This window comes from Microbacterium sp. Bi121 (genome assembly GCF_918698005.1).
In the GTDB taxonomy this organism is placed as follows: Bacteria; Actinomycetota; Actinomycetes; order Actinomycetales; family Microbacteriaceae; genus Microbacterium.
In genome coordinates this window covers 39,566-60,549 of the sequence record NZ_CAKKLJ010000009.1, presented here as the reverse complement: position 1 = coordinate 60,549, position 20,984 = coordinate 39,566, and the positions used below count along the sequence as shown (strand labels likewise).

21 protein-coding genes and 1 tRNA gene are annotated in these 20,984 nt (G+C 68.1%); 7 read left to right on the top strand and 15 right to left on the bottom strand.

Going from position 1 to position 20,984, the window contains the following annotated elements; all coding sequences use genetic code 11:
• Positions 1-26: 26 nt before the first annotated feature.
• Genes LQZ87_RS13805 through LQZ87_RS13780 form a run of 6 tightly spaced genes read right to left on the bottom strand, consistent with a single transcriptional unit; the run spans position 27 to position 7,130 of the window.
• On the bottom strand, positions 27-1,772 hold the full coding sequence (locus LQZ87_RS13805) for a protein kinase (RefSeq protein WP_230104023.1): 1,746 nt from the start codon (positions 1,770-1,772) through the stop codon (positions 27-29).
• Entirely contained in the window at positions 1,769-3,223 is a 1,455-nt protein-coding gene (locus LQZ87_RS13800; protein WP_230104022.1) for a penicillin-binding transpeptidase domain-containing protein, read from the bottom strand. The genes LQZ87_RS13805 and LQZ87_RS13800 overlap by 4 nt, the downstream gene beginning before the upstream one ends.
• Positions 3,223-4,608: an FtsW/RodA/SpoVE family cell cycle protein gene (locus LQZ87_RS13795; RefSeq protein ID WP_230104021.1), complete on the bottom strand. Its 1,386-nt coding sequence runs from the start codon at positions 4,606-4,608 to the stop codon at positions 3,223-3,225. Before LQZ87_RS13795 ends, LQZ87_RS13800 begins: the two co-directional genes overlap by 1 nt.
• Positions 4,605-5,930, bottom strand: coding sequence for a PP2C family serine/threonine-protein phosphatase (locus tag LQZ87_RS13790; protein ID WP_230104020.1), 1,326 nt, complete (start codon positions 5,928-5,930; stop codon positions 4,605-4,607). Before LQZ87_RS13790 ends, LQZ87_RS13795 begins: the two co-directional genes overlap by 4 nt.
• A gap of 7 nt (positions 5,931-5,937) precedes the next feature.
• Positions 5,938-6,450, bottom strand: a complete 513-nt coding sequence (locus LQZ87_RS13785) for an FHA domain-containing protein (RefSeq protein ID WP_230104019.1) — start codon at positions 6,448-6,450, stop codon at positions 5,938-5,940.
• The gene (locus LQZ87_RS13780; RefSeq protein ID WP_230104018.1) at positions 6,447-7,130 is read right to left on the bottom strand and encodes a DUF3662 and FHA domain-containing protein; all 684 of its coding nucleotides are present in this window, start codon (positions 7,128-7,130) and stop codon (positions 6,447-6,449) included. The genes LQZ87_RS13785 and LQZ87_RS13780 overlap by 4 nt, the downstream gene beginning before the upstream one ends.
• A gap of 144 nt (positions 7,131-7,274) precedes the next feature.
• Here LQZ87_RS13780 and LQZ87_RS13775 point away from each other — a divergent pair.
• Positions 7,275-7,357 (top strand) — tRNA-Leu (locus LQZ87_RS13775).
• A gap of 92 nt (positions 7,358-7,449) precedes the next feature.
• On the opposite strand, the gene LQZ87_RS13770 is transcribed toward LQZ87_RS13775, so the two are convergent.
• From LQZ87_RS13770 to LQZ87_RS13750, 5 genes are all read right to left on the bottom strand, one after another.
• On the bottom strand, positions 7,450-7,944 hold the full coding sequence (locus LQZ87_RS13770; RefSeq protein WP_230104017.1) for a hypothetical protein: 495 nt from the start codon (positions 7,942-7,944) through the stop codon (positions 7,450-7,452).
• Positions 7,941-8,537: an RNA polymerase sigma factor gene (locus tag LQZ87_RS13765; protein WP_230104016.1), complete on the bottom strand. Its 597-nt coding sequence runs from the start codon at positions 8,535-8,537 to the stop codon at positions 7,941-7,943. Before LQZ87_RS13765 ends, LQZ87_RS13770 begins: the two co-directional genes overlap by 4 nt.
• 63 nt (positions 8,538-8,600) lie before the next feature.
• Positions 8,601-9,482 carry an AraC family transcriptional regulator gene (locus LQZ87_RS13760; RefSeq protein ID WP_230104015.1) on the bottom strand — a complete coding sequence of 294 codons (882 nt, stop codon included), beginning with the start codon at positions 9,480-9,482 and terminating at the stop codon, positions 8,601-8,603.
• 65 nt (positions 9,483-9,547) lie between these two features.
• Positions 9,548-10,150, bottom strand: a complete 603-nt coding sequence (locus tag LQZ87_RS13755) for a response regulator transcription factor (RefSeq protein ID WP_230104014.1) — start codon at positions 10,148-10,150, stop codon at positions 9,548-9,550.
• Positions 10,147-11,412 (bottom strand): histidine kinase, encoded by a 1,266-nt coding sequence (locus LQZ87_RS13750; RefSeq protein WP_230104013.1) that lies wholly within the window; start codon positions 11,410-11,412, stop codon positions 10,147-10,149. The genes LQZ87_RS13755 and LQZ87_RS13750 overlap by 4 nt, the downstream gene beginning before the upstream one ends.
• Positions 11,413-11,523: 111 nt before the next feature.
• On the opposite strand from LQZ87_RS13750, the gene LQZ87_RS13745 reads away from it, so the two are divergent.
• A complete protein-coding gene (locus tag LQZ87_RS13745; RefSeq protein ID WP_230104012.1) occupies positions 11,524-12,078 on the top strand; it encodes a small multidrug efflux protein in 555 nt (184 codons plus the stop codon).
• 31 nt (positions 12,079-12,109) lie between these two features.
• Here LQZ87_RS13745 and LQZ87_RS13740 read toward each other — a convergent pair whose 3' ends face one another.
• A complete protein-coding gene (locus LQZ87_RS13740; RefSeq protein WP_230104011.1) occupies positions 12,110-13,162 on the bottom strand; it encodes a YbdK family carboxylate-amine ligase in 1,053 nt (350 codons plus the stop codon).
• 32 nt (positions 13,163-13,194) lie between these two features.
• The gene (locus LQZ87_RS13735; protein WP_230104010.1) at positions 13,195-13,368 is read right to left on the bottom strand and encodes a CsbD family protein; all 174 of its coding nucleotides are present in this window, start codon (positions 13,366-13,368) and stop codon (positions 13,195-13,197) included.
• 178 nt (positions 13,369-13,546) lie between these two features.
• Here LQZ87_RS13735 and LQZ87_RS13730 point away from each other — a divergent pair, with 178 nt between their 5' ends.
• Both LQZ87_RS13730 and LQZ87_RS13725 read left to right on the top strand, forming a co-directional pair.
• Positions 13,547-15,619 (top strand): MMPL family transporter, encoded by a 2,073-nt coding sequence (locus tag LQZ87_RS13730; protein WP_230104009.1) that lies wholly within the window; start codon positions 13,547-13,549, stop codon positions 15,617-15,619.
• Positions 15,620-15,845: 226 nt separating this feature from the next.
• Complete coding sequence (locus tag LQZ87_RS13725; protein WP_046014597.1) at positions 15,846-16,052, top strand: cold-shock protein; 207 nt, start codon at positions 15,846-15,848, stop codon at positions 16,050-16,052.
• A 71-nt stretch (positions 16,053-16,123) separates the two neighbouring features.
• On the opposite strand, the gene LQZ87_RS13720 is transcribed toward LQZ87_RS13725, so the two are convergent.
• On the bottom strand, positions 16,124-16,804 hold the full coding sequence (locus LQZ87_RS13720) for an HAD hydrolase-like protein (RefSeq protein ID WP_230104008.1): 681 nt from the start codon (positions 16,802-16,804) through the stop codon (positions 16,124-16,126).
• 23 nt (positions 16,805-16,827) lie between these two features.
• Positions 16,828-17,523 carry an endonuclease NucS gene (gene nucS / locus LQZ87_RS13715; RefSeq protein WP_230104007.1) on the bottom strand — a complete coding sequence of 232 codons (696 nt, stop codon included), beginning with the start codon at positions 17,521-17,523 and terminating at the stop codon, positions 16,828-16,830.
• Positions 17,524-17,632: 109 nt separating this feature from the next.
• Between nucS and LQZ87_RS13710 the strand changes: the two genes are divergently transcribed.
• The 3 genes from LQZ87_RS13710 to LQZ87_RS13700 are packed head-to-tail and all read left to right on the top strand — an operon-like array spanning position 17,633 to position 20,956.
• Positions 17,633-19,495, top strand: a complete 1,863-nt coding sequence (locus LQZ87_RS13710; RefSeq protein ID WP_230104006.1) for a hypothetical protein — start codon at positions 17,633-17,635, stop codon at positions 19,493-19,495.
• Positions 19,496-19,544: 49 nt separating this feature from the next.
• Positions 19,545-20,129 (top strand): DUF2510 domain-containing protein, encoded by a 585-nt coding sequence (locus LQZ87_RS13705; protein WP_230104005.1) that lies wholly within the window; start codon positions 19,545-19,547, stop codon positions 20,127-20,129.
• An 8-nt stretch (positions 20,130-20,137) separates the two neighbouring features.
• The gene (locus tag LQZ87_RS13700; RefSeq protein WP_230104004.1) at positions 20,138-20,956 is read left to right on the top strand and encodes a hypothetical protein; all 819 of its coding nucleotides are present in this window, start codon (positions 20,138-20,140) and stop codon (positions 20,954-20,956) included.
• The last annotated feature ends 28 nt before the right edge of the window (positions 20,957-20,984 follow it).

The following is a 20,984-nucleotide window of genomic DNA, read 5'->3' as shown; positions in this document are numbered from 1 at the left end:
GCGGTTCAGCTGTGCACAAGGCTACTTCAGCCCTGCTGAGCGTCACCTTCGGCGCCGCCGCCCTCTTCGGCCGGTGCTGCGGCGATCGGGACGCTCATTTGCGGAGACGGGTCGGACTCGCGCTGCTCGTCGCCGCCCGAGCACAGCGCCGTGTACGTGGCGGTGGCCTGGAGACCCTCTGCGCCGAGCGTGATCGGCGCACTGCGCACGCCGGGGTCGAACGCACGTGCCGTGCTGCCGTCGTCGAAGGTCGCGTTGGTGATCGCGACCTTGTATCCGCTGAGGGTGCCGGTGCCGCTCGGGCAGGTGAAGTTGGTCCAGTTCAGCGTGACGACGGTGCCGGTGTTCGGGTCGCCGGTGATGGTCGGGGCGCTCTGCGGGCTGCCGAGCTGCACGCGGTCGCCGAACAGGGTGAGCGTGATGGGCGCTCCCTGCTCCAGGTCGCCGCGGGGGCTGACGGACTCGACCGTGCCGACCTGCGCGTCGGACGACGCCGCCGTGGACCCGGTCTCGCAGACCGGAGCGAGCCCGGCTTCCCTGGCCTTGGCCATGGCGTCGTCGCACGACAGACCGACCAGTCCCAGGCCGTCGACGCTGATGCGGGTCTCCGTCGGGGTCGGGGTCTGCGACGGCGTGTTCGACGGCGTCTTGGATGCTGTGGTCGAGGGTGGCGTCGACGGGCCGGCGTCCGGCTCGTTCTGGTTCAGCAGCGCGAACAGAGTGCCGGCGAGAACGATCACGAGCAGGACGATCAGCGCGATGAGCGGCCACGTCCACGGGCTGCGCTTCTTCTTGCCGTCTTCACCTTCTACGACCTCATCGGTCGGCAGCTGCGCGGTCGTCGGCAGGATGCGCGTCGTGCCGTCATCGCCGGAGGCGGTCAGGAGACGGGTGGCGTCATCCCCGGCCGCTGCACCGGCGATCGCCGGCACGGCGATCGCCGCGGAGTTCAGATCGCCGCGACGCAGCGCCTGAGCCGCACGCGCCACCGTCGCCGAGGACGACGGGCGGTCGGCCGGCTTCTTGGCGATCATCGCCATGACGAGGTTCTGCACCGGGATCGGCACGGTGACGGGCAGCGGCGGGGGCTGCTCGTTGATCTGCGCCATCGCGATCGCGACCTGCGACTCACCGGTGAACGGGCGCTTGCCTGCGAGGCACTCGTACGCGACGATGCCGAGTGAGTACGTGTCGGTCGCGGGGGAGGCCGGGTGACCGGATGCCTGTTCGGGGGAGAGGTACTGCACGGTTCCCATGACCTGACCGGTCGCGGTCAGCGGCACCTGGTCGGCGATGCGGGCGATGCCGAAGTCGGTGATCTTGACGCGGCCGTCCGGGGTGATCAGCAGGTTTCCCGGCTTGATGTCCCGGTGCACGAGACCGGCGGCGTGCGCCGCCTGAAGAGCGGATGCCGTCTGCGCGACGATGTCGAGGGTCTTGTCCGCGCTCAACGAGCCGTCGCGTTCGAGCACTGTCGACAGCGCCTCGCCCGGGACGAGCTCCATGACGAGGAACGCGGAGCCGTTCTCCTCGCCGTAGTCGAAGACGCTCGCGATGCCCTCGTGGTTGACGAGGGCGGCGTGCCGCGCTTCAGCGCGGAATCGCTCGAGGAATCCGGGATCCCCCATGTACTCGTCCTTGAGGATCTTGATGGCGACGGTACGTCCGATGACGTGATCCGTCGCTTCCCAGACCTCGCCCATACCGCCGATCGCGATACGCGACTGAAGCTCGTATCGACCACCGAACGACACACCCTGCGTCGGCCTCATTTGTTCAGCACCGCCTCAATGATCTTCTTCGCGATCGGGGCGGCGAGTGTGTCACCGGAGCCCGACTGTCCCATCCCGCCGCCGTCTTCCACGACGACGGCCACCGCGATCTGCGGGTTGTCCGCCGGTGCGAAACCGGTGAACCACAGTGTGTACGGATCGTCTGGTTCGTGTTCGGCCGTCCCCGTCTTACCGGCGACCTCGACCCCGTCTATTCTTGCACCCTGAGCCGCGCCATCCGTGACGCTGGCGACCATGGCTGCGGTCACATCGTCGGCCACACCGGCCTCGACGGCACGGCCGAACTCCTCGTCCGGGTATTCGCGCACGGTGGACAGGTCGTTGCCGATCACGGCATCCACCAGTCTCGGCTTCATGACCAGGCCGTCGTTGGCGAGTCCGGCCGAGATCATCGCGACCTGCAGCGCCGTCGCGGTCACCTGCCCCTGACCGAATCCGGTCAGCGCCGTCTGCGGGTCGTTGAGGACCCGGGGGTAGCTGGACTTGGCGACGGGGAGCGGCGTGGTGAACTCCTGGTTGAAACCGAACTTCTCCGCGATATCGAAGATCGTCTCGCTGCCCAGTTCAACGGCGAGCTCTGCCATCGGGATGTTGCAGCTGAGCTTGACGGCCTCGGCGATCGTCACGGTGGAGCCGGATCCGCACGTGCCGCCCCAGGCGTTGCGCACCTGGTTGTTGGATCCGGGGAGGGTGTAGCGAGCAGGATTGGGGAGCGTCGACTCGGGCGTCCACTCGCCGGTGGCGTACGCCGCCGCGGCGACGAGCACCTTGAACGTCGATCCGGGAGGGTTGACGTCGTCGGTCGCGTTGTTGATGAGCGGGTTGGGCTTGAGGGCATCCAGAGCGTTGTACGCCTCTTCAGCCTGCGTCGCGCTGTGCACGGCGAGCTCGTTCGCGTCGTATCCCGGCGTCGAGTACATCGCGAGGATGCGTCCCGTCGACGGCTCGATCGCGACCGCTGCGCCCTGCTTGTCGCCGAACGCCTCGTACGCGGCGCGCTGGGCCGCGGCATCCAAGGTCAACTCGATGCTGAATCCGCGTTGCGGCTGTCCGGAGACGATCCGCTCGATCTCGGCGAGGAAGGCGCTCGCACCGGTGCCCGAGAGGTCGGCGTTGAATGCGTTCTCGATGCCGGTCGAAGACTGCAGCGCCGGGTTGAAGAACCCGGTGACGCTCGACCACATCGGCGAATCGACGTACTCGCGCTGGTAGCGGTACTCGTCGTCGGACGCGACGGAGGACACGATAGGGGAGTCGTCCACGAGGATCGATCCGCGCTGGATCTCGTAGCTGGCCAGCAGCGAACGGGTGTTGCCGTCTGCCTGGCCGAGGTTGTCGGCCTCGACGACCTGGATCCAGCTGGTCGCGACGAACAGCGACAGGAACATGAACAGCATCACGATGCTGAGTCGGCGCATCTCTTTCGTCATCAGCCGATCACCACCCTGGGCTGGCGGCGCACGCCGTCGGATATCCGCAGCAGCAGTGCCACGATCAGCCAGTTGGCGACGAGTGAGGATCCGCCGGCCGCGAGGAACGGCGTGGTCAGACCGGTCAGCGGGATGACGCGGGTCACGCCGCCGACCATGATGAACACCTGCAGCGCGATCGTGAACGACAGCCCGGTCGCGAGGAGCTTTCCGAAGTCGTCCTGACCGGCGATGCCGATGCGGATGCCACGGCTGACGAACACCATGTACAGGCAGAGGATCGCGAACAGGCCGATGAGGCCGAGCTCTTCGCCGAGGCTCGGGATGATGTAGTCGCTCTCGGCCAGGGGAGTGATGTCGGGGCGTCCCTGGCCGAGGCCGGTGCCGATCAGGCCGCCGTGGGCGAGGCCGAAGATGCCCTGAACGAGCTGGAACCCTGGGCCCCTCGGGTCGACGACCTCTGGGTCGAAGGCGTACAGCCAGTTCGTGAAGCGTCCGTGCACATAGGGGAGGATCTGGGTCGCCGCGGCGACGCCGGCCGCGACCATCCCGAGGCCGATGAGAACCCAGCTCGTCTTGCCCGTGGCGACGTAGAGCATCGCGATGAACAGGCCGAAGATGAGCATTCCGGTGCCGAGGTCGCGCTGGATCACGATGATGCCCAGCGAGATCAGCCAGACGACGATGACCGGGCCGAGTTCGCGCATGCGCGGCCACGTGATCCCGAGGAATCGCTTGCCGACGGAGGTGAGGCTCTCGCGGGTGCGCACGAGGTAGCCGGCGAAGAAGATCGCCAGGCAGATCTTGGCGATCTCACCCGGTTGGAACGAGAAGATCCCGCCGATCGAGACCCAGACATCCGCGTTGGCCTCTGCGACCCCGAGGCCGGGGATGAACGGCAGCAGCAGGAGCAGGATGCCGGCGAGCCCGAACAGGTACGTGTAGCGGAACAGGATGCGGTAGTTGCGCAGCAGGATGACGATCGTGATCGCACCGGCGAGCGAGATCGCCGTCCACGCCAACTGCTTGGTGGAGAAAGCGGCCCAGCCGGTGTAGTGCTCGGCGATGTCGAGGCGGTAGATCATCGCGATGCCGAGGCCTGTGAGCAGCGTCGCGATCGGCAGCACGAACGGGTCGGCGTCGGATGCCACGGCGCGCAGCACGAAGTGCAGGGCGAAGGCGAGGATGGCGAGGCCGCCGCCGATGAAGAGGATGAACGGGTCGATCAGGCCGAGGGCGCCGAGCTGCACGAGTGCGAGGGCTGCGCCGCTGATCGCGCAGGCGAACAGCAGCAGCCAGAACTCGCGGTTGCGCTGGGTCTGCGGCATCCGCATCCGCTTGAGCGCCTTGATGACGGCGGTGTCGGCGGCGACGTCGGCGCTCATCCGATCACCTCCTCGTCGGTGCTCGCGGGGGCGCTCTGCGGGGTGCTCGTCGGGGTGGGGCTCGGCGACGGGGTCGCCGTCTCGCCCGTGACGGCCTCTTCTCCGGCGCGCAGCCGGTCGACGATCGCCATGGCGTCCGAGAGTGAGCGGGCGGTGATCGTCCGCTCGACGGTGGCGCGCTGGTATGCCGGCAGGTTCGCCAGGAGGATGCCGGTGTCCTCGAGCTCGGTCGACAGCGAGATCGGTCCGATGTTCTGCTGCACGCCCTGGAAGATCACGACGCTGTCCTCATCGGCGCCGACGAAGTAGCGGGTCTGCGTCCAGTTGTAGGCGAGGATGCCGGCGCCGGTGAGCGCGAGGATGACGACGACGAGGGCGGCGACCCAGCCGATGCGACGGCGTCTGGCCCGGCGACGGTCCTCCTCGATGAGCTCCTCGAGGTAGTCGGCGGCTGGCTCGAAGTGCGATGGGTCGTTCGCGGCCTGTCGGACCGGGTGCAGCCAGCTCGTCCTGGGGGCACGGGTCGGCGGGATGAGGACGCCGGACGGAGTGGACGCCGCTCCGACGATGGTGGGGGTGCCGGAGGAGAGCGGGTGCAGGCCGCCCACCTCGACGAGCACGATCGTGACGTTGTCCGGTGCGCCGCCGTCGAGCGCCTGCTTGAGCAGGTTGTCGGCGGTGCGGCCCGGGGCGAGGCCCATGCGCATCGCCTTGAGGATGTGCGTCTCGTCGACGACACCCGAGAGCCCGTCGGAGCACAGCAGCCAGCGGTCGCCCGGGAGCGTCGGCATGACGAACATGTCGAGCTCCGGGTCGTGTTCCATGTCGCTGAGCACGCGCATGAGCACGGAGCGACGCGGGTGGTAGCGGGCCTCTTCGGGCGTGATGCGGCCCGAGTCGACCAGGCGTTGGACGAACGTGTGATCCGCGGTGATCTGGGTCAGCTCGTCGTCGCGATAGAGGTAGATGCGCGAGTCGCCGATGTGGCCGATGACGGCGTGGTCGTCGACCATGATGATCGCGCTGACGGTGGTGCCGAGTCCGGCGAGCTCCGGCTGCTCCTTCGCTGCGCGGATGAGGTCGCCCGCCGCGGTCGTCGCCGCCGCCTGCAGGGAGGCCTGCGCGTCGTCCGTCGAGGAGAACGCCTGGTCGAGCTGCTCGAGGTGCTGGATGGCGATGGTGGATGCCACGTCTCCACCGGCATGCCCGCCCATGCCGTCGGCGACGGCGAACAGGTTCGCTCCGGAGTAACCGGAGTCCTGGTTGTTGGACCGGACCTTCCCGGTGTGGGAGATCGCGGAGGCGGATCCTTCGAAGACCATGCCGGGTTCAGGCCCGCAGCTCGAAGGTCGTGGCGCCGACCTTGACCGTGTCGCCGATGCTGATGGGCGCCGGAGCGCTGCCCAGGCGCTTGCCGCCGAGGAAGGTTCCGTTGGTCGAGTCGAGGTCCTGGATGGCCCAGGTGTCGCCCCGCAGCAGGAGGCGTGCGTGGTGGCTGGAGGTGTAGTCGTCGCGGATGACGAGGCCCGACTCGCTGGAGCGGCCGATCGTCATGGCCTCTGTACCCAGAGGGAGTTCGAGCCCGGCTTTCGGTCCGGAAGTGATCACGAGCTTCGCGACGCTGCTCGTGGTGGCGGCGGAGCCGTCTCGCGGGGAGGGCTTGGGCTTGGATGCCGGTGCCGGAGCGGCGGCGACCGGAGTGCCGCTCGCTGCCTCGGCGGGGAGCTTGCGCACCTTCACGCCGAACAGGTCGGCGCGCAGCGAGTAGACGACGCCGAACACGAAGAACCACAGCAGCACCAGGAAGCCGATGCGCAGCAGCAGGAGGACGAGTTCACTCATCGTGCGGCCCCTTCTGCGGCGACCGCGACGACGCGGAAGACGAGGTCCGTGCGACCGATCGTGATGGTCGTGTCGCTCGGCAGAGGCGCCTCGCGCACCTTCTGTCCGTTGACCTTGGTGCCGTTGGTGGATCCGAGGTCGCGCATCATGGCGCGCTCGCCGTCCCATAGGACTTCGACGTGCTTGCGGCTGGAACCGGCGTCCCCGATGGTGATGTCGGCGTCGCTGCCGCGACCGATGACCGTGCGCGCGCGTGAGAGCGAGTGCCGGCGACCGTCGACGTCGATCACGGCCTGCCAGCTGACGCGGCCCTCGATCGTGCCGGAATTCACGCGCACTGTTCCGGTGGCGACCTTCTCGTCGGATTCGAGCGCGATCGAGACGGGTCCGGAGAAGCTGTACCCCTGCGCCTTGGCGTGCTTGGTCACCAGCGCGTGGAGTTCGTCGGTGAGCGCACCGCCGAGGGCGTGCATCCGGTCGTAGTCGTCGCCGCTCAGGCGCACGACGAAGCTGTTCGGCACGATGATGCGGTCGCGGCTGACGACGGCGGCCTTGATGTCGGCCTCCCGGCGCAGCGCCGAGGCGATCTCCACCGGCTGGATGCCGCTGCGGAAGGTCTTGGCGAAAGCGCCGTTGACGGCGCGCTCAAGACCCTTCTCAAAGCTGTCAAGTAGTCCCACTGGGCTCCTCTGGCATGGCGGCGGTAGCAACATCGTAGCCAGACCACCTGGGTACGCGCCCCTTTGCGGCCCCGGCCGCACGTTCTGCGCCGGTGAAAGTGCGTGATATCCTCGTGAAGTTGAGTTCTTCGGAGCGAGACGCTCGCGCGAGTGGCGGAATGGTAGACGCGCTGGCTTCAGGTGCCAGTGTCCTTATGGACGTGGGGGTTCAAGTCCCCCCTCGCGCACGCGAGTGAAATGGCCCCCGACCTGGGATTCCAGGACGGGGGCCATTCGCATGCGCAGGCCGTTCGGGTCGTGCAGGGTCGACGGGGGAGCGCTATCCCCGATACGGGTGCAGCCGGAGCACGGAGCATTCGATCCTCCCCGGTACGACCGCCGCTTCTCCGGCATCCGTGACGCACGTCGTGAACTCCGCCGGTGCGACTCCGGGGGTCGGAGTCGCGTCCAGCTCGTCGTTGCCTGCGAAGGCGCCGGCCTCCCACATCTGAGTGCAGAGCGCTTCAGCATCCTCGATGGCGACGACCCCGTCCGGGGTGGCGACACTGGCCGCGGCTCCAGACAGCGTGCCGTCGGCGTTTCGGTACGGACCTTCGAGGCAGTAGACGATGCCGGTCTCGCTCACCGGCGCCTCATTGAGGAGGACGACGGCGGCGATACCCGAACCGGCGATGGCGAGGAGGCCACCGGCGATCGTCAGTCGGCCCCAGAGCGTCTTCCACCATCTCGGACGGGACAGGTCGCCGCGCATCTGCTCGATGAGGAGGTTCTGCACCTCGCGGTGGTGAGGCATTCCATCGACGGGACGGTTCACGCGCTCGCCTCCTCTGCTCGTGGCAGATGGCGATCCGGCGTTGCGTGCAACCGGGCTCTCGCGCGAGACAGCCGCGCCTTCACGGTGCCCTCTGAAGCACCGAGCACCACGGCGGCGTCGGCTGTCGACAGTCCCTGGACGACGCAGAGAACGACGACGCTCGCGTCTCGAGCGCTCAGCTGCAGCAGAGCGCTGCGAACGTGGTGCGAGACGTTCAGCGCGTCCATCGCGCTCGCCGCCTCATCAGGGTGGTCGGTGACCTCGCCAGCGTGAGGGATTCGCTTGAGCAGTCCTCGGTAGCGCCGACGCGAGCGGACACCGTTCTTCGCAGTGCGAGAGGCCGCGGCGATCAGCCAGGGCAGAACGGACCCGTCGACCACTCGCACCTTGTCCCGCTTGCGCCACAGCTCGAAGAATGCGGTGGCCGCGACCTCTTCGGCGTCCCGAGTGGAGCGCAACAGGAGGAGCGCGACGTGGAAGACGGCGGCCTGGTGGCGGTCGTGCAGCAGTCGATATGCCGGCTCGTCACCGCGCGAGAGGCGGAAAAGGAGCTCGCCATCGCTGGACGCGCTGCGCGCGAGCGGATCCGACACGTTCTCACCTCTAGCCACGGTCGCACCTCTGACTCGACCACTGAGGCGATCTTACGGGGCCGGTCACACGCGCTCGACCGGCATCCAGAGCTCGGTCGTCGCCGTGCTGAAGTCGTCGGCGCGCTCGAGAACCGCCACGATCGAGGGACCAGGGCGCAGGCGCCACGGGTTCGAAGGGAACCAGTCCGTCGCCGACGACGCGTACGCGTCCTGCAGCGCAGCGGGGTAGGCGCCGGACGTGAGGAACACGACCCAGTCGCTCTCCGGCACCTCGATCGCATCGAGGTCCTCCGGCACAGCGGTCGCGGCATCCACCGCCACTCCGTGCAGATAGGTGAGCTCACTCCCCTCGGTGTAATCGGGGTCGACGTCGGCGCTGACCTGCAGCAGGCCGGCGGGTTCTGTGCTCGACAGCGCCTTCAGGCGAGCGTGCTCGGATGCCGGGATGCCGGCGATATGCGCCTGGATGTTCGGATTCACGCCCTGATGGATGAGCGGCACTCGAGCGGCATGCCCCACTAGGCGGAAGTCGGGGCGGTGGGTGATGCGGGTGTCCATGGAACTGTTCCCTTCGACGGTCAGGCGGAACCTGAGTTTCGGTTGCGATCGAAGGGGACCGCCATCGGCTCGGACCTCGGCAGGGCTCGCGCCGTGCACCGAGCGGAACGCCCGGCCGAACGCCTCGGTCGAGCCGTAGCCGTAGCGCACCGCGATGTCCAGCATCCGCTCGCCGGACCCGGCATCCGGAGCGACGATGTCAGCCGCCGCGACGGTCATGCGCCGACGCCGGATGTACTCCGACAGCGGCATGCCGGCGAGCGACGAGAACATCCGGCGCAGGTGATACTCGGTCGTCCCGACCTGCGTGGCGAGCCCGTCGATGTCGACATCCTCGGTGAGGTGCGCCTCGACGGTCTCGATGAGGTGGTTGAGCTCTGCGATCACGTGATCTCCCTTCGCACTCCAGCCTGATGTCCGAGTGTCGCCGGCACCCGATAGTTGGTGTCGGATCAGATCCAGCCGCGCTCCTCGGCCAAGAGCACCGCCTGCTGCCTCGTCGCGACGTGGAGCTTCGACAGCACGGCCGAGATGTGGTTGCGCACCGTGCCGGGAGCAAGCGACAGCGTGCGCGCGATCTGCCCCGTCGTCTCGCCGCGCCGACCCGCTCGCAGCACGTCGAGCTCACGGTCGGTCAGCGGGCAGCGCTCGTCGCTCAGGGCATCCGCTGCCACCTCGGGGTCGACGTAGCGCGCGCCTGCCGCGACGCGGCGGATGACCTCCGCGACCTCGTCGGCACCGCGCGACTTCGGGAGGAAGCCGGCGACTCCGGATGCCAGCGCTCGCCGCAGCACGCCCGGCCTCGCATGCCTCGTCACGACCACGCACCGCGCGGTGATCGAGCGGCTCAGGCGCTCGGCCACTTCGACGCCGTCGAGACCCGGCATCTCCAGGTCGAGCAGGCAGACATCCGGCTGCAGCTTCTCCGCCATCGCCACGGCCTGCAGCCCGTCAGCGCACTCGGCCACGACGTCGATGTCGTCCTCGAGTCGCAGCAGCGCGGCCAGCGCCGAGCGGATCATCGCCTCATCGTCCGCGAGCAATACCCGGATCATCGCGATGCCTCCGCTTCGGTCGCAGCATCCGGAACCGTGACGATCACATGGAACTCGCTCTTGCTGCGCTCCACGCGCACCTCGCCGCCTGCCTCCGCGATCCGCCGGGTGATGCCGTCGAGCCCCGACCCGCCAGACCCGTCGCACCCAGACCCGTCGCCGGAAACCCCGTTGTCGGATGCCGCGTCGTTCGCGATCTCATACCGCCATGCATCGCCGTCGCGCGCCAGGGACAGACGAGCCCAGCGTCCGCCGCCGTGCCGCAGCACGTTCGTCGTCGTCTCGCGGATGACCGGCCCCAGGACGGATGCCGGCGCGTGGGCCGCATCGGCGGACACCCTGGCATCCGCCGTCGTCCCTGCCGCGCGCAGGAGGTCGACGGCATTGGCGATCTCGTCCGGAAGCGGCACGCCGCGGAAGCGCATCGCGAGGTCGCGCGTCCCCTGCCGAGCCTCGGCCACGCTCGCACGCGCGAGTCGGAGCTGCTGCAGCGCGGCATCGCGGTTCTCGTCTTCAGACCCTGTCTTGTCGAGCAGCCGCTCTGCCAATTCGAGCTGGAGGGCGATGACCTGCAGGTGGTGACCCTGCAGGTCATGAACATCGGTGGCGACCCGCAGCCGCTCCTGCATCGCCCCCAGGCGCGCTTCGGACGCCCTGGCCCTGTCGAGCGTGACGAGAACGTCCCACCACCACAGCGACATCACGGCCATCACCGGCAGGGAGACGCCGATGAAACCGAACACCCACCAGGCGCCGACCACCTCGGCGTCGGCGTCGGCGAACGCCGTTCGCAGGTCGATGAACCAGAGTGCGGCGAGCACGACCATCGCCACGAGCAGCAGCCGTACGCGGACGCCGCGCGGCCAGTTCAGCAGTGCAAGCGACTGGATGAGAGGCAGCGTCCCGACGAGCCAGAGTCCGCTGAGGACGCCGGTCACAACCCCGAACGCGATCGCGACCGCAATGGGGATGAGGATGCCGCGCCAGCCGGCGACCGGGCCAGCGGCGTCGTCGCGGTGGCGGTACTGCAGCAGCAGCGGAAAGCTCGCCGCGCACCAGACGAGGCCGCCGATGCCGATCACGGCGAGCGTTGCGAAGTCGAAGCCCAGACCCCCGAAGATGCTCAACCAGACGAATACGACCATCACCTGGAAGGCCATGACGCCCGACACGGTGTACCACCAGGTCGCCGTTATGCCCTGGTTCAGGCGGCGTGCACCGATCACCTCTGGGAGGGCGGAGCCGGGCGGGACTGTACTCATGCCCTCAGCCTATGGGCGTGACAGATGTCACCCATCGGGCGTGCGATGCTCCGGGAGAGAGGTGACAGCCCGACACTTCTGGGATGCCGCGGCACCGGCTGGACTGTACTCATGAACCTCATCGAGACCTTCCAGAACCTCGTCGCCCAGGTGCCCGAACTGGTCCAGCCGCTCATCGTCGCCCTCGCCGGCGCCGTGCCCTTCATCGAGGGCGAGGGCGCTGCGACCATCGGCATCCTCGGCGGCATCCCTCCTGTGATCGCAGCCATCGCGGCGATCGTGGGCAACTTCCTCTGTGTCGCGCTCCTCGTGCTGCTGAGCTCGAAGGCCCGTGCCGCGGTCGTCGGCCGTCGCCGCGCGGGTGCGCTCGTCGGCGCTGACGGCCGCCCAGTCGCGGATGCCGGTGCCGCCGGCATCCCGATCGAGGACGACAACGCGCGCAAGACGGCCCGCAAGCAGAAGTTCCAGCGGGCGCTCGACCGCTACGGCGTTCCAGGGGTGAGCCTGCTCGGCCCGCTGCTGCTGCCGACGCAGTTCACCGCGACGATGCTCGCCGCCATCGGCGTCAGCAAGGCGCGCGTGCTGATCTGGCAGGCCGTCGCGATCGTCGGCTGGACGACCGTGCTCTCGCTGCTCGCCAGCGGAATCGTGCACTTCGCGGTCTGATGACGAGAGGTTGACGCCCTCACGCGCGGCGTCAACCTCTCAGCAGCGCGCGGAGGCCGGGGATGCCGGCTTCCGCATACGCGTCGCGCTGGCGCTGGGCTCCGGTCCCCGCCTCCAGGATCCGATCCAGATGCGCTGCCGCGAACGCCAGATCTCCGCTCGCGGTCAGCGCCGGGGTGATCACCTGCATCAGCAGGCTCACCGCCTGCCGTTCAGGAATGAGATCACCGCTGAACGGATCCACGAGGGTGGCATCCAGACCCTCCCGTGCTGCCGCCCACAGCGAAGCCTGAACGGCATCGCCGTCGCGCATCGGCACATCCATGTCAGCTGCCGACTCGACCAGAGCACGACCGAGGGCGGCGCACAGCAGGGCGTCCTCTGTCGTGAGTTGAGCGTCGAAGATGCGCAGTTCGACAGTCGGATACGTCTCCGACAGACGAGCAGCCCAGCAGACCGAGGCCAGATCGGGGATCACGTGCTGCGTGACAAGACGGTCCACCGTCGCACGGTAGTGCCCCATGTCTCGGAAGTGGGGAGGACAGCCTGTCAGCGGCAGCCGTCTCATGATCACGGTGCGCCAGCTGTGATGCCCGGTGTCGCGCCCGTCGGCGAACGGGGAATTGCCCGTCACGGCGAGCAGAACCGGCATCCAGGCGCGGACGGCGTTCAGCGCCCTCACTCGTGCCTCATCGTCCAGCAGCTCGACGTGCAGATGCAGCCCGTTGACGTGGTGGCCGTCGACGATGTGGCCGAGCCAGTGCGCGACCGTGCCGTAGCGCTCGGATGTCGAAACCGATGCCTCCGGTCCGATGCCGAAAGGTGTGCCGGATCCGATGGCGACCGCGCCGTGGTCTCGCGCGAACGATGCCAGTGCCAGGCGGAATGCGCGCAGTTGCTCGCGGGCGGCGCTCAGAGTCAGCACGGGAGTGGTGGAGAACTCGACCTGCGAGGTGAGGAACTCCTTGCCGACAGTACCCACGCCGCTGGGCAGCGCCCTACGTGCGGCGCTGCCCAGCGGGAGAGGAACAAGAGTGTTCTCTTCAAGGAGTTGGAACTCCTCTTCGATACCGAAACGGGTCACGTTCGTCGTCTCGGAACGGATGATCTGTCAGATCACTTGTCGAAAGCATCCTTGACGTCGTCGCCGGCCTTCTTCAGATCGGCCTTGGCCTGATCCGTCTTGCCCTCGGCTTCGAGCTTCTCGTTGTCGGTCGCCTTGCCGGCGGCTTCCTTCATGTGGCCGGCGATGTCTTCTGCGGTGTGCTTCGCCTTGTCTCCAATGCCCATTGATCCATTCCTTTCGTCGGGGATCAGGTGATCCGTGGCAGACACGTTGGCACGGTCCGACGGATCGCGCGAAGGGGTTGACGGGCGCGCGGCCTGCGGTTAGAGCCCCACTGGCGATTCGCCATTCTCAACCTTTTGAGCGATGTTCGGATCGCCACACGCTGGTGGGCTGGAGATCATGACAGCAACGCGCACGCGCCTTCCAGACCGGCTCACCTCTCGACGAGGTGCCTGGGTGTCCCTCGGCATCGTCCTCATCGCCTTCGTCGCCCTGTTCGGCCTGTTCAGCCGGATCGATGCGCCGTCCGACAATGAGACGGGGCCGGCGGATTCGGAGTCGAGTCGCGTGAGCGCGCTGCTGGACGAGTTCCCCGATGCCGACGAGCAGTCGGTCATCATCGTGGCTTCGCGGGCGGATGCCGGTGAGCTGACGGCATCCGACATCGACGCCCTGGACGATCTCGTGCCCGCGCTCGACGAGCACACCGGCCTGGAGCCGTCGCCGCCGAGCGTCAGCGACGACGGCTACGCCGCGGTGATCGTCACGCCCATCAACGTCGGCGAGGACAACGCCGAGACCGCCGACATCGTGAAGGACCTGCGCGGATCGCTGCCGGACATCGATGGGCTCGCACTTCAGGTCACGGGCGGCCCGGCCTTCGGCGCAGACATCACCTCGTCGTTCGACGGCGCGGACTTCACGCTGCTGATCGTGACGATCCTCATCGTCGCGCTGCTGCTGATCATCACGTATCGCTCGCCGATCCTCTGGCTGCTTCCGCTCGTCGTGGTCGCATTCGCGGATCAGCTGGCATCCAAGGTCACGGGAGCTGTGGGATCGTGGCTCGACCTGCAGTTCGATGCCGGCATCATCAGCGTTCTCGTCTTCGGCGCCGGGACGAACTACGTGCTCCTCCTCATCTCGCGCTACCGCGAGGAGCTCGCCGTGAACGACGACCACCGAGCCGCGCTGAGCGCGGCCTGGCGCAAGACCGTTCCGGCGATCGTGGCATCCAACGTCACCGTCGTGCTCGCGCTGCTGACCCTCGCTCTCGCCGTCATCCCTGGTACGCGCGGGCTGGGCATCTCATCGGCCGTCGGCCTGCTCATCGCGCTCGCCGCAGTGCTCTTCGCGCTGCCGCCGCTGCTCGCGGTGTGCGGGCGCAGGGTGTTCTGGCCGTTCGTCCCGAAGCCGACCGCCGATTCCGCGGGTCATGCGGCTCCGAGCCGAGGATCCGTCTGGCATGGCATCGCGTCGGGCGTCATGAAGCGCCCTGCCGTGAGCCTCGTCGGCGGACTCGCGCTTCTCGCCGTCATGGCCACAGGACTGCTCGGAACGTCGGTCGGCCTGGACCAGGCGGAGAAGTTCCGCGTGCAGTCCGAGTCGGCCGTCGGCCTCGAGGTCCTCACCGATCACTTCGCCCCTGGGGAGTCGCAGCCGATCTTCATCGTCGCCGCATCCGATCAGGCGGACGAGGTCGTGGACGCCGTCACCGATCTCGGCGGCGTGGTGCGGGCGCATCCGACCGGCGAGACCGACGACGGTGCGCTGACCAGGATCATGGTGACCGGCGAGTACGCACCGGGGACCACGGAGAGTCTCGACCTCGTCGCGGAGCTGCGCGACGTGGTGCACGACATCCCTGACGCCGATGCGCTCGTCGGCGGCGCGGTCGCCACCGATCTCGACGCCCGTGCCGGCAACCAGCAGGACCTGCTGCTGATCGCGCCGCTCGTGCTCGCCGTCAGCTTGATCGTGCTGCTGGTGCTGCTGCGGTCGATAGTCGCTCCTGTGGTACTGCTGCTGGTGAACCTCGCGAGCGCCGCTGCCGCGATCGGCGTCGGGTCGTGGTTCAGTCGCGTGCTGTTCGACCAGCCGGCGCTCGATCTGCAGGTTCCGCTGCTGGCGTTCCTCTTCCTCGTCGCGCTCGGCATCGACTACACGATCTTCCTCGTGCACCGCGCCCGCGCCGAGGCCGAGACACGCGGCACCCGCGAGGGCATGGTGCAGGCGGTGTCGCACACCGGCGCCGTGATCACCAGCGCCGGGATCGTGCTGGCCGCGGTGTTCGCCGCGCTCGGCGTGCTGCCGCTGGTCACCCTCGGACAGCTCGGGCTCATCGTCGGAGTGGGTGTGGTGGTCGACACCCTGGTGGTCCGCACCGTCATCGTGCCCGCGCTGTTCGGGGTTCTGGGCGACCGGATCTGGTGGCCCAGGAAGGTCGCGAAGGGGCTGCGGCGGAAATCCTGATCTTTGTCCCCCATATGGGGGACAAACGCTTGCAGTTGGATATAGGCTGTCTTTGACGCACCCTCCGGTCGTCTTTGGCCCTCACCGCTCCCCCCGCGGTGAGGGCCGTTCCCGTTCTTGCAACATTTGGGTTACCTTCTGGTCGCAGCGGTTCCGCTGGAGCGACCCGCAGATAATGTGGGCTTCGTCGGGGCACCCCGGCGAGATTCCAGCAGAACGGCAGTACATGAGCACCCAAGGCACGGTCAAGTGGTTCAACTCGGAGAAGGGCTTCGGCTTCATCTCCCCCGATGACGGCGGCGCCGACGTCTTCGCGCACTACTCAGCCATCGAGTCAAGCGGCTACCGCTCCCTCGACGAGAACCAGCGCGTCGAGTTCGATGTGGCGCAGGGCCCCAAGGGCCTGCAGGCCGAGAACATCCGCCCTCTCTGAGGCAGATACACATAGCACTCCCTGAGCGGGAGCACGTCATCTGCGTGCCCTCGCCCGGGGAGTGCTGTGGCTTAAGCGGCTTCTTCGACGAGCAGGAGTGAGCGCAGAGCGGCAGCGTCGACCGCGCGGAACGCGGCCGGTTCGCCCTCGGCATCCTCGCCGAAACCCCACTCGGAGAAGATGACGGGGATCCCGAACTCCGCTGCGCCCTCGATGTCATGGAAGCGGTCGCCGATCAGCACGGGTCGCGAGGTGTCGGCGCCGGCAGCCTGGAGACGCTCGAGCGCCCAGCGGATGACGTCGCTCTTGCCGTCGCTGCGTCCGAGCTCCCCGGCGCGCGCACCGGAGATCGCGGTGAACAGACCGAGCAGTCCGTTGTGCTCGAGGATCGCGCGGACCTGGTTCTCCGGCTTCGTGCTCGCTGTCGCCTGCGGGATGCCGGCAGCGGCGACGTCGCGGATCACGTCGGGGACTCCGGGGTAGATGTCGACGGACGCCGCGTAACCGTCGCGCGCGGCGAGAGCGCGATAGGCGGTCAGCGCCTCACCGGCCCGCTCGGGGCTGAGGCCGGCGAGCTTCTGGAACGACTCGAACATCGGCGGGCCGACCCAGCGCGACAGCTGGGCGGCCTCCGGCGCGGGCAGCCCGAACGATTCGTACACTTCGAGCAGCCGGGGGAAGATGCCGGGCGTCGCATCGGCGATCGTGCCGTCGACGTCCCAGAGCACGCAGGTATAGGGGGAGTGCAGCATGCGTCCAGCCTATGGGCGCGCGCTCAGAACAATCGCGGGATGCCGGACTCGATGCCCTTCATCTCGTCGTAGTCGAGGACGAGACAGCGGATGCCGCGGTCCTCGGCGAGAACGCGGGCCTGGGGCTTGATCTCCTGGGCGGCGAAGACGCCCTGCACAGGAGACAGGTGCGGGTCGCGCCCCAGGAGTTCGAGGTAGCGGGTCAGCTGCTCGACGCCGTCGATGTCTCCGCGGCGCTTGACCTCGACCGCGATGGCCACGCCCGCGGCATCCCGAACCAGCAGGTCGACGGGACCGATCGCCGTCGGGTACTCGCGGCGTACCAGGGTCGCCCCGTCCGAGATGAGCGAGACCTGCTCGGCCAGCAGGCGCTGCAGGTCGGCCTCCACGCCGTCCTTCTGCAGGCCGGGGTCGATACCGAGCTCATGCGCCGAGTCGTGCAGGACTTCGTAGATCTGCACGCGCAGCGCATCGCCGGTCTTCTTGTGGGTCACGCGCCAGACGTCGATGACACCCGCACTCGCCTCTTCCTCGCCCGGCTCCTCGGCGGTGAGGGTGCACGGTGGGCTCATCCAGTTCAGCGGCTTGTAGCTGCCTCCGTCGGAGTGCACCAGCAGCGACCCGTCGCCCTTGTGCACGAGCAGACGCGTGGCGAGGGGCAGATGGGCGTTGAGGCGGCCCGTGTAGTCCACGGAGCAGCGGGCGATGACGAGGCGCACCCGACGAGCCTACTTCGTCCGGTGATCGTGCCGGGTGCGCTGTCCGGGGTTGTCCGGGAACGGGCGTACGGGCGGGGATGCGCTCGAGTGGCTCGCTTGAATGGGGGGCATGCCGAGACCGGAGTGGGCTGAGTACATCGTGGAGAGCGCCCACGCCGACGCTGCAGCGACGGGCGCCCTCATTGCTGTCGAAGCGCAGCGCAGTCGCCGCGTCCAACTCGAGGCTGCGCGGCGGCAGATCGAGGCCGCAGAGCGGCAGACCAACGCCGTCCGCGAGACGGCGTTGGCGACGCAGCATGCTGTTGCGGACGCTGCGGACCGCCAGGTCGCGGCGCAACGGGATACGACGCATGCCGTCGCCGATCTGGGCGCCTCGATGGATGCTCTGAACGACCGGCTCGGCGATTCGCTGGATCTCGGCTTCCTCCGGGTCCAGCAGACCGTGAGCGAGGGACTGGAGACCCTCGAGCGAAACCTGAACGTGATCGCTGGCATCACCCACGGCGGGTTCGAGCTGGTGGGGCAGCGGGTGATCGAGCAGACAGCCGTTCTCGGCGACATCGCGACGATGACCGCCCAGCCTCTGACGACCGCCGCCGCTGAACACTACCGGCGGGGGGTCATGTCGCTGGGGCAGGGGTGGCTCGATGACGCGGTTCCCGAGCTCGAACTCGCGATCGAGAAGGATCGGACCAATCCGGCGCCCCGCTACGCACTCGGTGTCGCCCAGGCCGCGCTGAACGAACCGGCTGCGGCGTTCGCGTCGCTGGTCTCGGCCATCAAGTACTCCACGGCTGACGAAAGATGGGGTTCACTGGCCGCGAGTGCCGCGATTCTGCTGCGCTCAGTCGCGACACCCGACCAGGCCGACGAGGTGGGGCGCGCTCTCGACAGCGCGTTGCGGGTCGCGCCCACGTGCGCGGAGCTTCTCCTGATCCGCGCCGTCCATCGTGGGACGCGAGGCGATCTCATTCACGCGTTCACTCTCGCTCCGGAGCTGGCGGTCGTGGCGATTCAGGCGGGCGTTCCCGGCGCGGAAGAGGCTGCGGAGATCGTCGCCTCCGATCCTTCGAGCCCGGTTCACGCGCGACGGGAGATTCAGCGACTCATCACCGCATCGGGAGACGACGGCTTCGGCCCCAATCTCGAACCGGCTGACATCCCGCAGGCGATGATCGGCTACGACGGATGGGTCCGCACCGCACTCCCCACTGTCGTGGAGCATGCCCGCGTCGGTATCGCACAGCGATTGGATGCGGCAGCAATCTCCGTATCGTCTACACGGGCGGCGGCGGACCTCGCCCGCCTCACTCTCGCGAGTATGCGAGAGGACGTTCGCGAACTCGAACGCCAGCGCGAAGGCGCCGTCGAGGCGGTCGCACGCGCCGAGGCAGCGGCCGCCGCCTACCGGATGCTCCCTGCCGCGACGGCGACAATCGAGCACACGCCGAATGTCGTAGGTGGGTTCCAGCCGTTTTTGCGACCTTTCGTGGCGTTGATCGTCACGGTGCTGCTGATGGCCTTCGCGGGTGCGAACCCGCCTATCGCGTTCATTGCCGGGACGTCGGCAGTCGTCTTCGGCATTCTGTTCGTCGTGTGGCTCGTCAAGGCCTTCGGCCACGCGGCCGAACGGCGCGCGGTGGCAAAGCGCGAGGCGGTCACCGCACAGCAGATCCGTGATCATCACGCGCGAATCGCGCAAGACCAGAGCGAGCGTGCGCGCGATCGCGCGGAGCGGGAACTGTCGGACGTCACACGGGCGCGACAGGCAGCCCAGCAGGCAGTAGCGACCGCCACCGATCGCATCGTCGAACTCGACGCCGATCTCCAGGCCGCCGAGATCGAGCATCGTCGGGCGCAGGAGGATCTTTCCCGCCTCACATTCGAGGCAGATCTTTACCAGCGGCCGATCCTCGCGCTGCTTCCACAGCTCGCGCCGGCTCGCATCCACCCGCTCGGATACGTCTCGTGACGCAACCCTCTCCCCTTTTCTCCCGATCAGATCACCGAAAGGCATCAAAATGACAACAAGCCCCGCCGGCTGGTATCCCGCCGAACAGCACCCCGGTCGTCAGCGGTACTGGGATGGAGATCAGTGGACCGATCACTTCCACCCACCGCTCGATGAGGCCCCGGCCGTCCCGCCCGTGACCGCCGCCGAGGTCACCCAGATCGCCGCGGCGTCCGGTGGGGACGACGATGTCGTCGCCATCCTCACGTCCGTGAAGAACGATGCGATCGCGGCCGGCATGCTGACCAAGCACAAAGTCACGTCGAAGGCGAACAAGCGGCGCCAGGAGGTTGAGGCCAACTTCACCGCGCGTCTGAAGACCGTCAAGAACTACTGGGTGAAGATCGACGTCATCAAGACGCCGCATGGCATCAGCTGGTCGCCCGACAATGGCGTCTGGAGCAAGGATGGGGCGTCGCGCGGGGGCAAGATGGGGCTGGCCAACGAGCTGTCCGCGGGAGGCGGCATGGTCAGTGGGCTCGTCGGGAACATGATCGCCGGGTCTGTCGCGAAGGCAGCGGCAAAGGACGCGCAGCGTGCCCAGATGGAGTACGCGGCTTTCGAGTCCGCGGTTCTCTCGAACTACTACCGCTGAGTCGATGCATGTCGAACGTGTCGGCGTACGAGGCGATCATCGCGCGGGTCGTTGCGATGCGTGCCGCCGCCGACTGGCGAAATGGCGAGCAACGACTGCGTGAGTTGGAATCAGACCTGAAGACGCTGGGTGCACCGGCTGATCCGAGAGATCGGCAGCGCATCTGGGGGGACTTCTCCGCCGCCCGCGCCGCGTATCGCAACGCGCGCGCGGAGTTCTTCGCGGCGAGGGAGTCGGGGAGTGGTGCCGCCCGTGGACGGGGGGCGGGCGGCACCACAGCATCGCCCGCGTCACCCGCACGCGTCCGTGAACAAGACGAGGCGAAGCGGCGGAAGAAGACTCTGATCGGACAGCTCCGCCTCCTGCTCGGCGGAGAGCCTGGCGGACCGGCGACGGCGCAGGTGAAGGCGCTGGGCGGGGAGTTCTTCCAGGCCGGATACGCCGGGAAGGAGCACAACGATGCCCTCGCGGCGGAGTTCTCCAGCCTGCGCGCGGAGTACTTCCGCAAGCTCGGGGATGCGATTCAGCGTGCGCAGGAGCACCGCGATCGCATCGCACGCGATATGGATCACGCACTGTTCGTCCTGGAACGGATCGCGCACGGGTCGGACCTCACGGATCGGTGGGCGAAGTGGACCGAGGCTTCCGAGCGTTACCGCGCCTTCGGGTATCCCGGCAAGGAAAAGAAGGCGGAGCTCGATGCGCGCTTCCAGCGCCTGCGCGCCGAGCTGAGTGTCGCCCTCGAGCGGGACAAGCAGAAGCGCCAGCGACAGCGCGAGGCCGAGTGGGCGGCCGACCGGGCACGGCGCGGGCGGCCGGCTCGCTGAGGACTGGCCGGCGTTCGCACTATGCTGT

Bases quoted from the DNA above. Each gene is read 5' to 3' on its own strand.
- LQZ87_RS13805 (WP_230104023.1), bottom strand. From the start codon at position 1,772: ATGAGGCCGACGCAGGGTGTGTCGTTCGGTGGTCGATACGAGCTTCAG.
- LQZ87_RS13800 (WP_230104022.1), bottom strand. From the start codon at position 3,223: ATGACGAAAGAGATGCGCCGACTCAGCATCGTGATGCTGTTCATGTTC.
- LQZ87_RS13795 (WP_230104021.1), bottom strand. From the start codon at position 4,608: ATGAGCGCCGACGTCGCCGCCGACACCGCCGTCATCAAGGCGCTCAAG.
- LQZ87_RS13790 (WP_230104020.1), bottom strand. From the start codon at position 5,930: ATGGTCTTCGAAGGATCCGCCTCCGCGATCTCCCACACCGGGAAGGTC.
- LQZ87_RS13785 (WP_230104019.1), bottom strand. From the start codon at position 6,450: ATGAGTGAACTCGTCCTCCTGCTGCTGCGCATCGGCTTCCTGGTGCTG.
- LQZ87_RS13755 (WP_230104014.1), bottom strand. From the start codon at position 10,150: ATGATCCGGGTATTGCTCGCGGACGATGAGGCGATGATCCGCTCGGCG.
- LQZ87_RS13750 (WP_230104013.1), bottom strand. From the start codon at position 11,412: ATGAGTACAGTCCCGCCCGGCTCCGCCCTCCCAGAGGTGATCGGTGCA.
- LQZ87_RS13745 (WP_230104012.1), top strand. From the start codon at position 11,524: ATGAACCTCATCGAGACCTTCCAGAACCTCGTCGCCCAGGTGCCCGAA.
- LQZ87_RS13735 (WP_230104010.1), bottom strand. From the start codon at position 13,368: ATGGGCATTGGAGACAAGGCGAAGCACACCGCAGAAGACATCGCCGGC.
- LQZ87_RS13730 (WP_230104009.1), top strand. From the start codon at position 13,547: ATGACAGCAACGCGCACGCGCCTTCCAGACCGGCTCACCTCTCGACGA.
- LQZ87_RS13725 (WP_046014597.1), top strand. From the start codon at position 15,846: ATGAGCACCCAAGGCACGGTCAAGTGGTTCAACTCGGAGAAGGGCTTC.
- LQZ87_RS13720 (WP_230104008.1), bottom strand. From the start codon at position 16,804: ATGCTGCACTCCCCCTATACCTGCGTGCTCTGGGACGTCGACGGCACG.
- LQZ87_RS13710 (WP_230104006.1), top strand. From the start codon at position 17,633: ATGCCGAGACCGGAGTGGGCTGAGTACATCGTGGAGAGCGCCCACGCC.
- LQZ87_RS13705 (WP_230104005.1), top strand. From the start codon at position 19,545: ATGACAACAAGCCCCGCCGGCTGGTATCCCGCCGAACAGCACCCCGGT.
- LQZ87_RS13700 (WP_230104004.1), top strand. From the start codon at position 20,138: ATGTCGAACGTGTCGGCGTACGAGGCGATCATCGCGCGGGTCGTTGCG.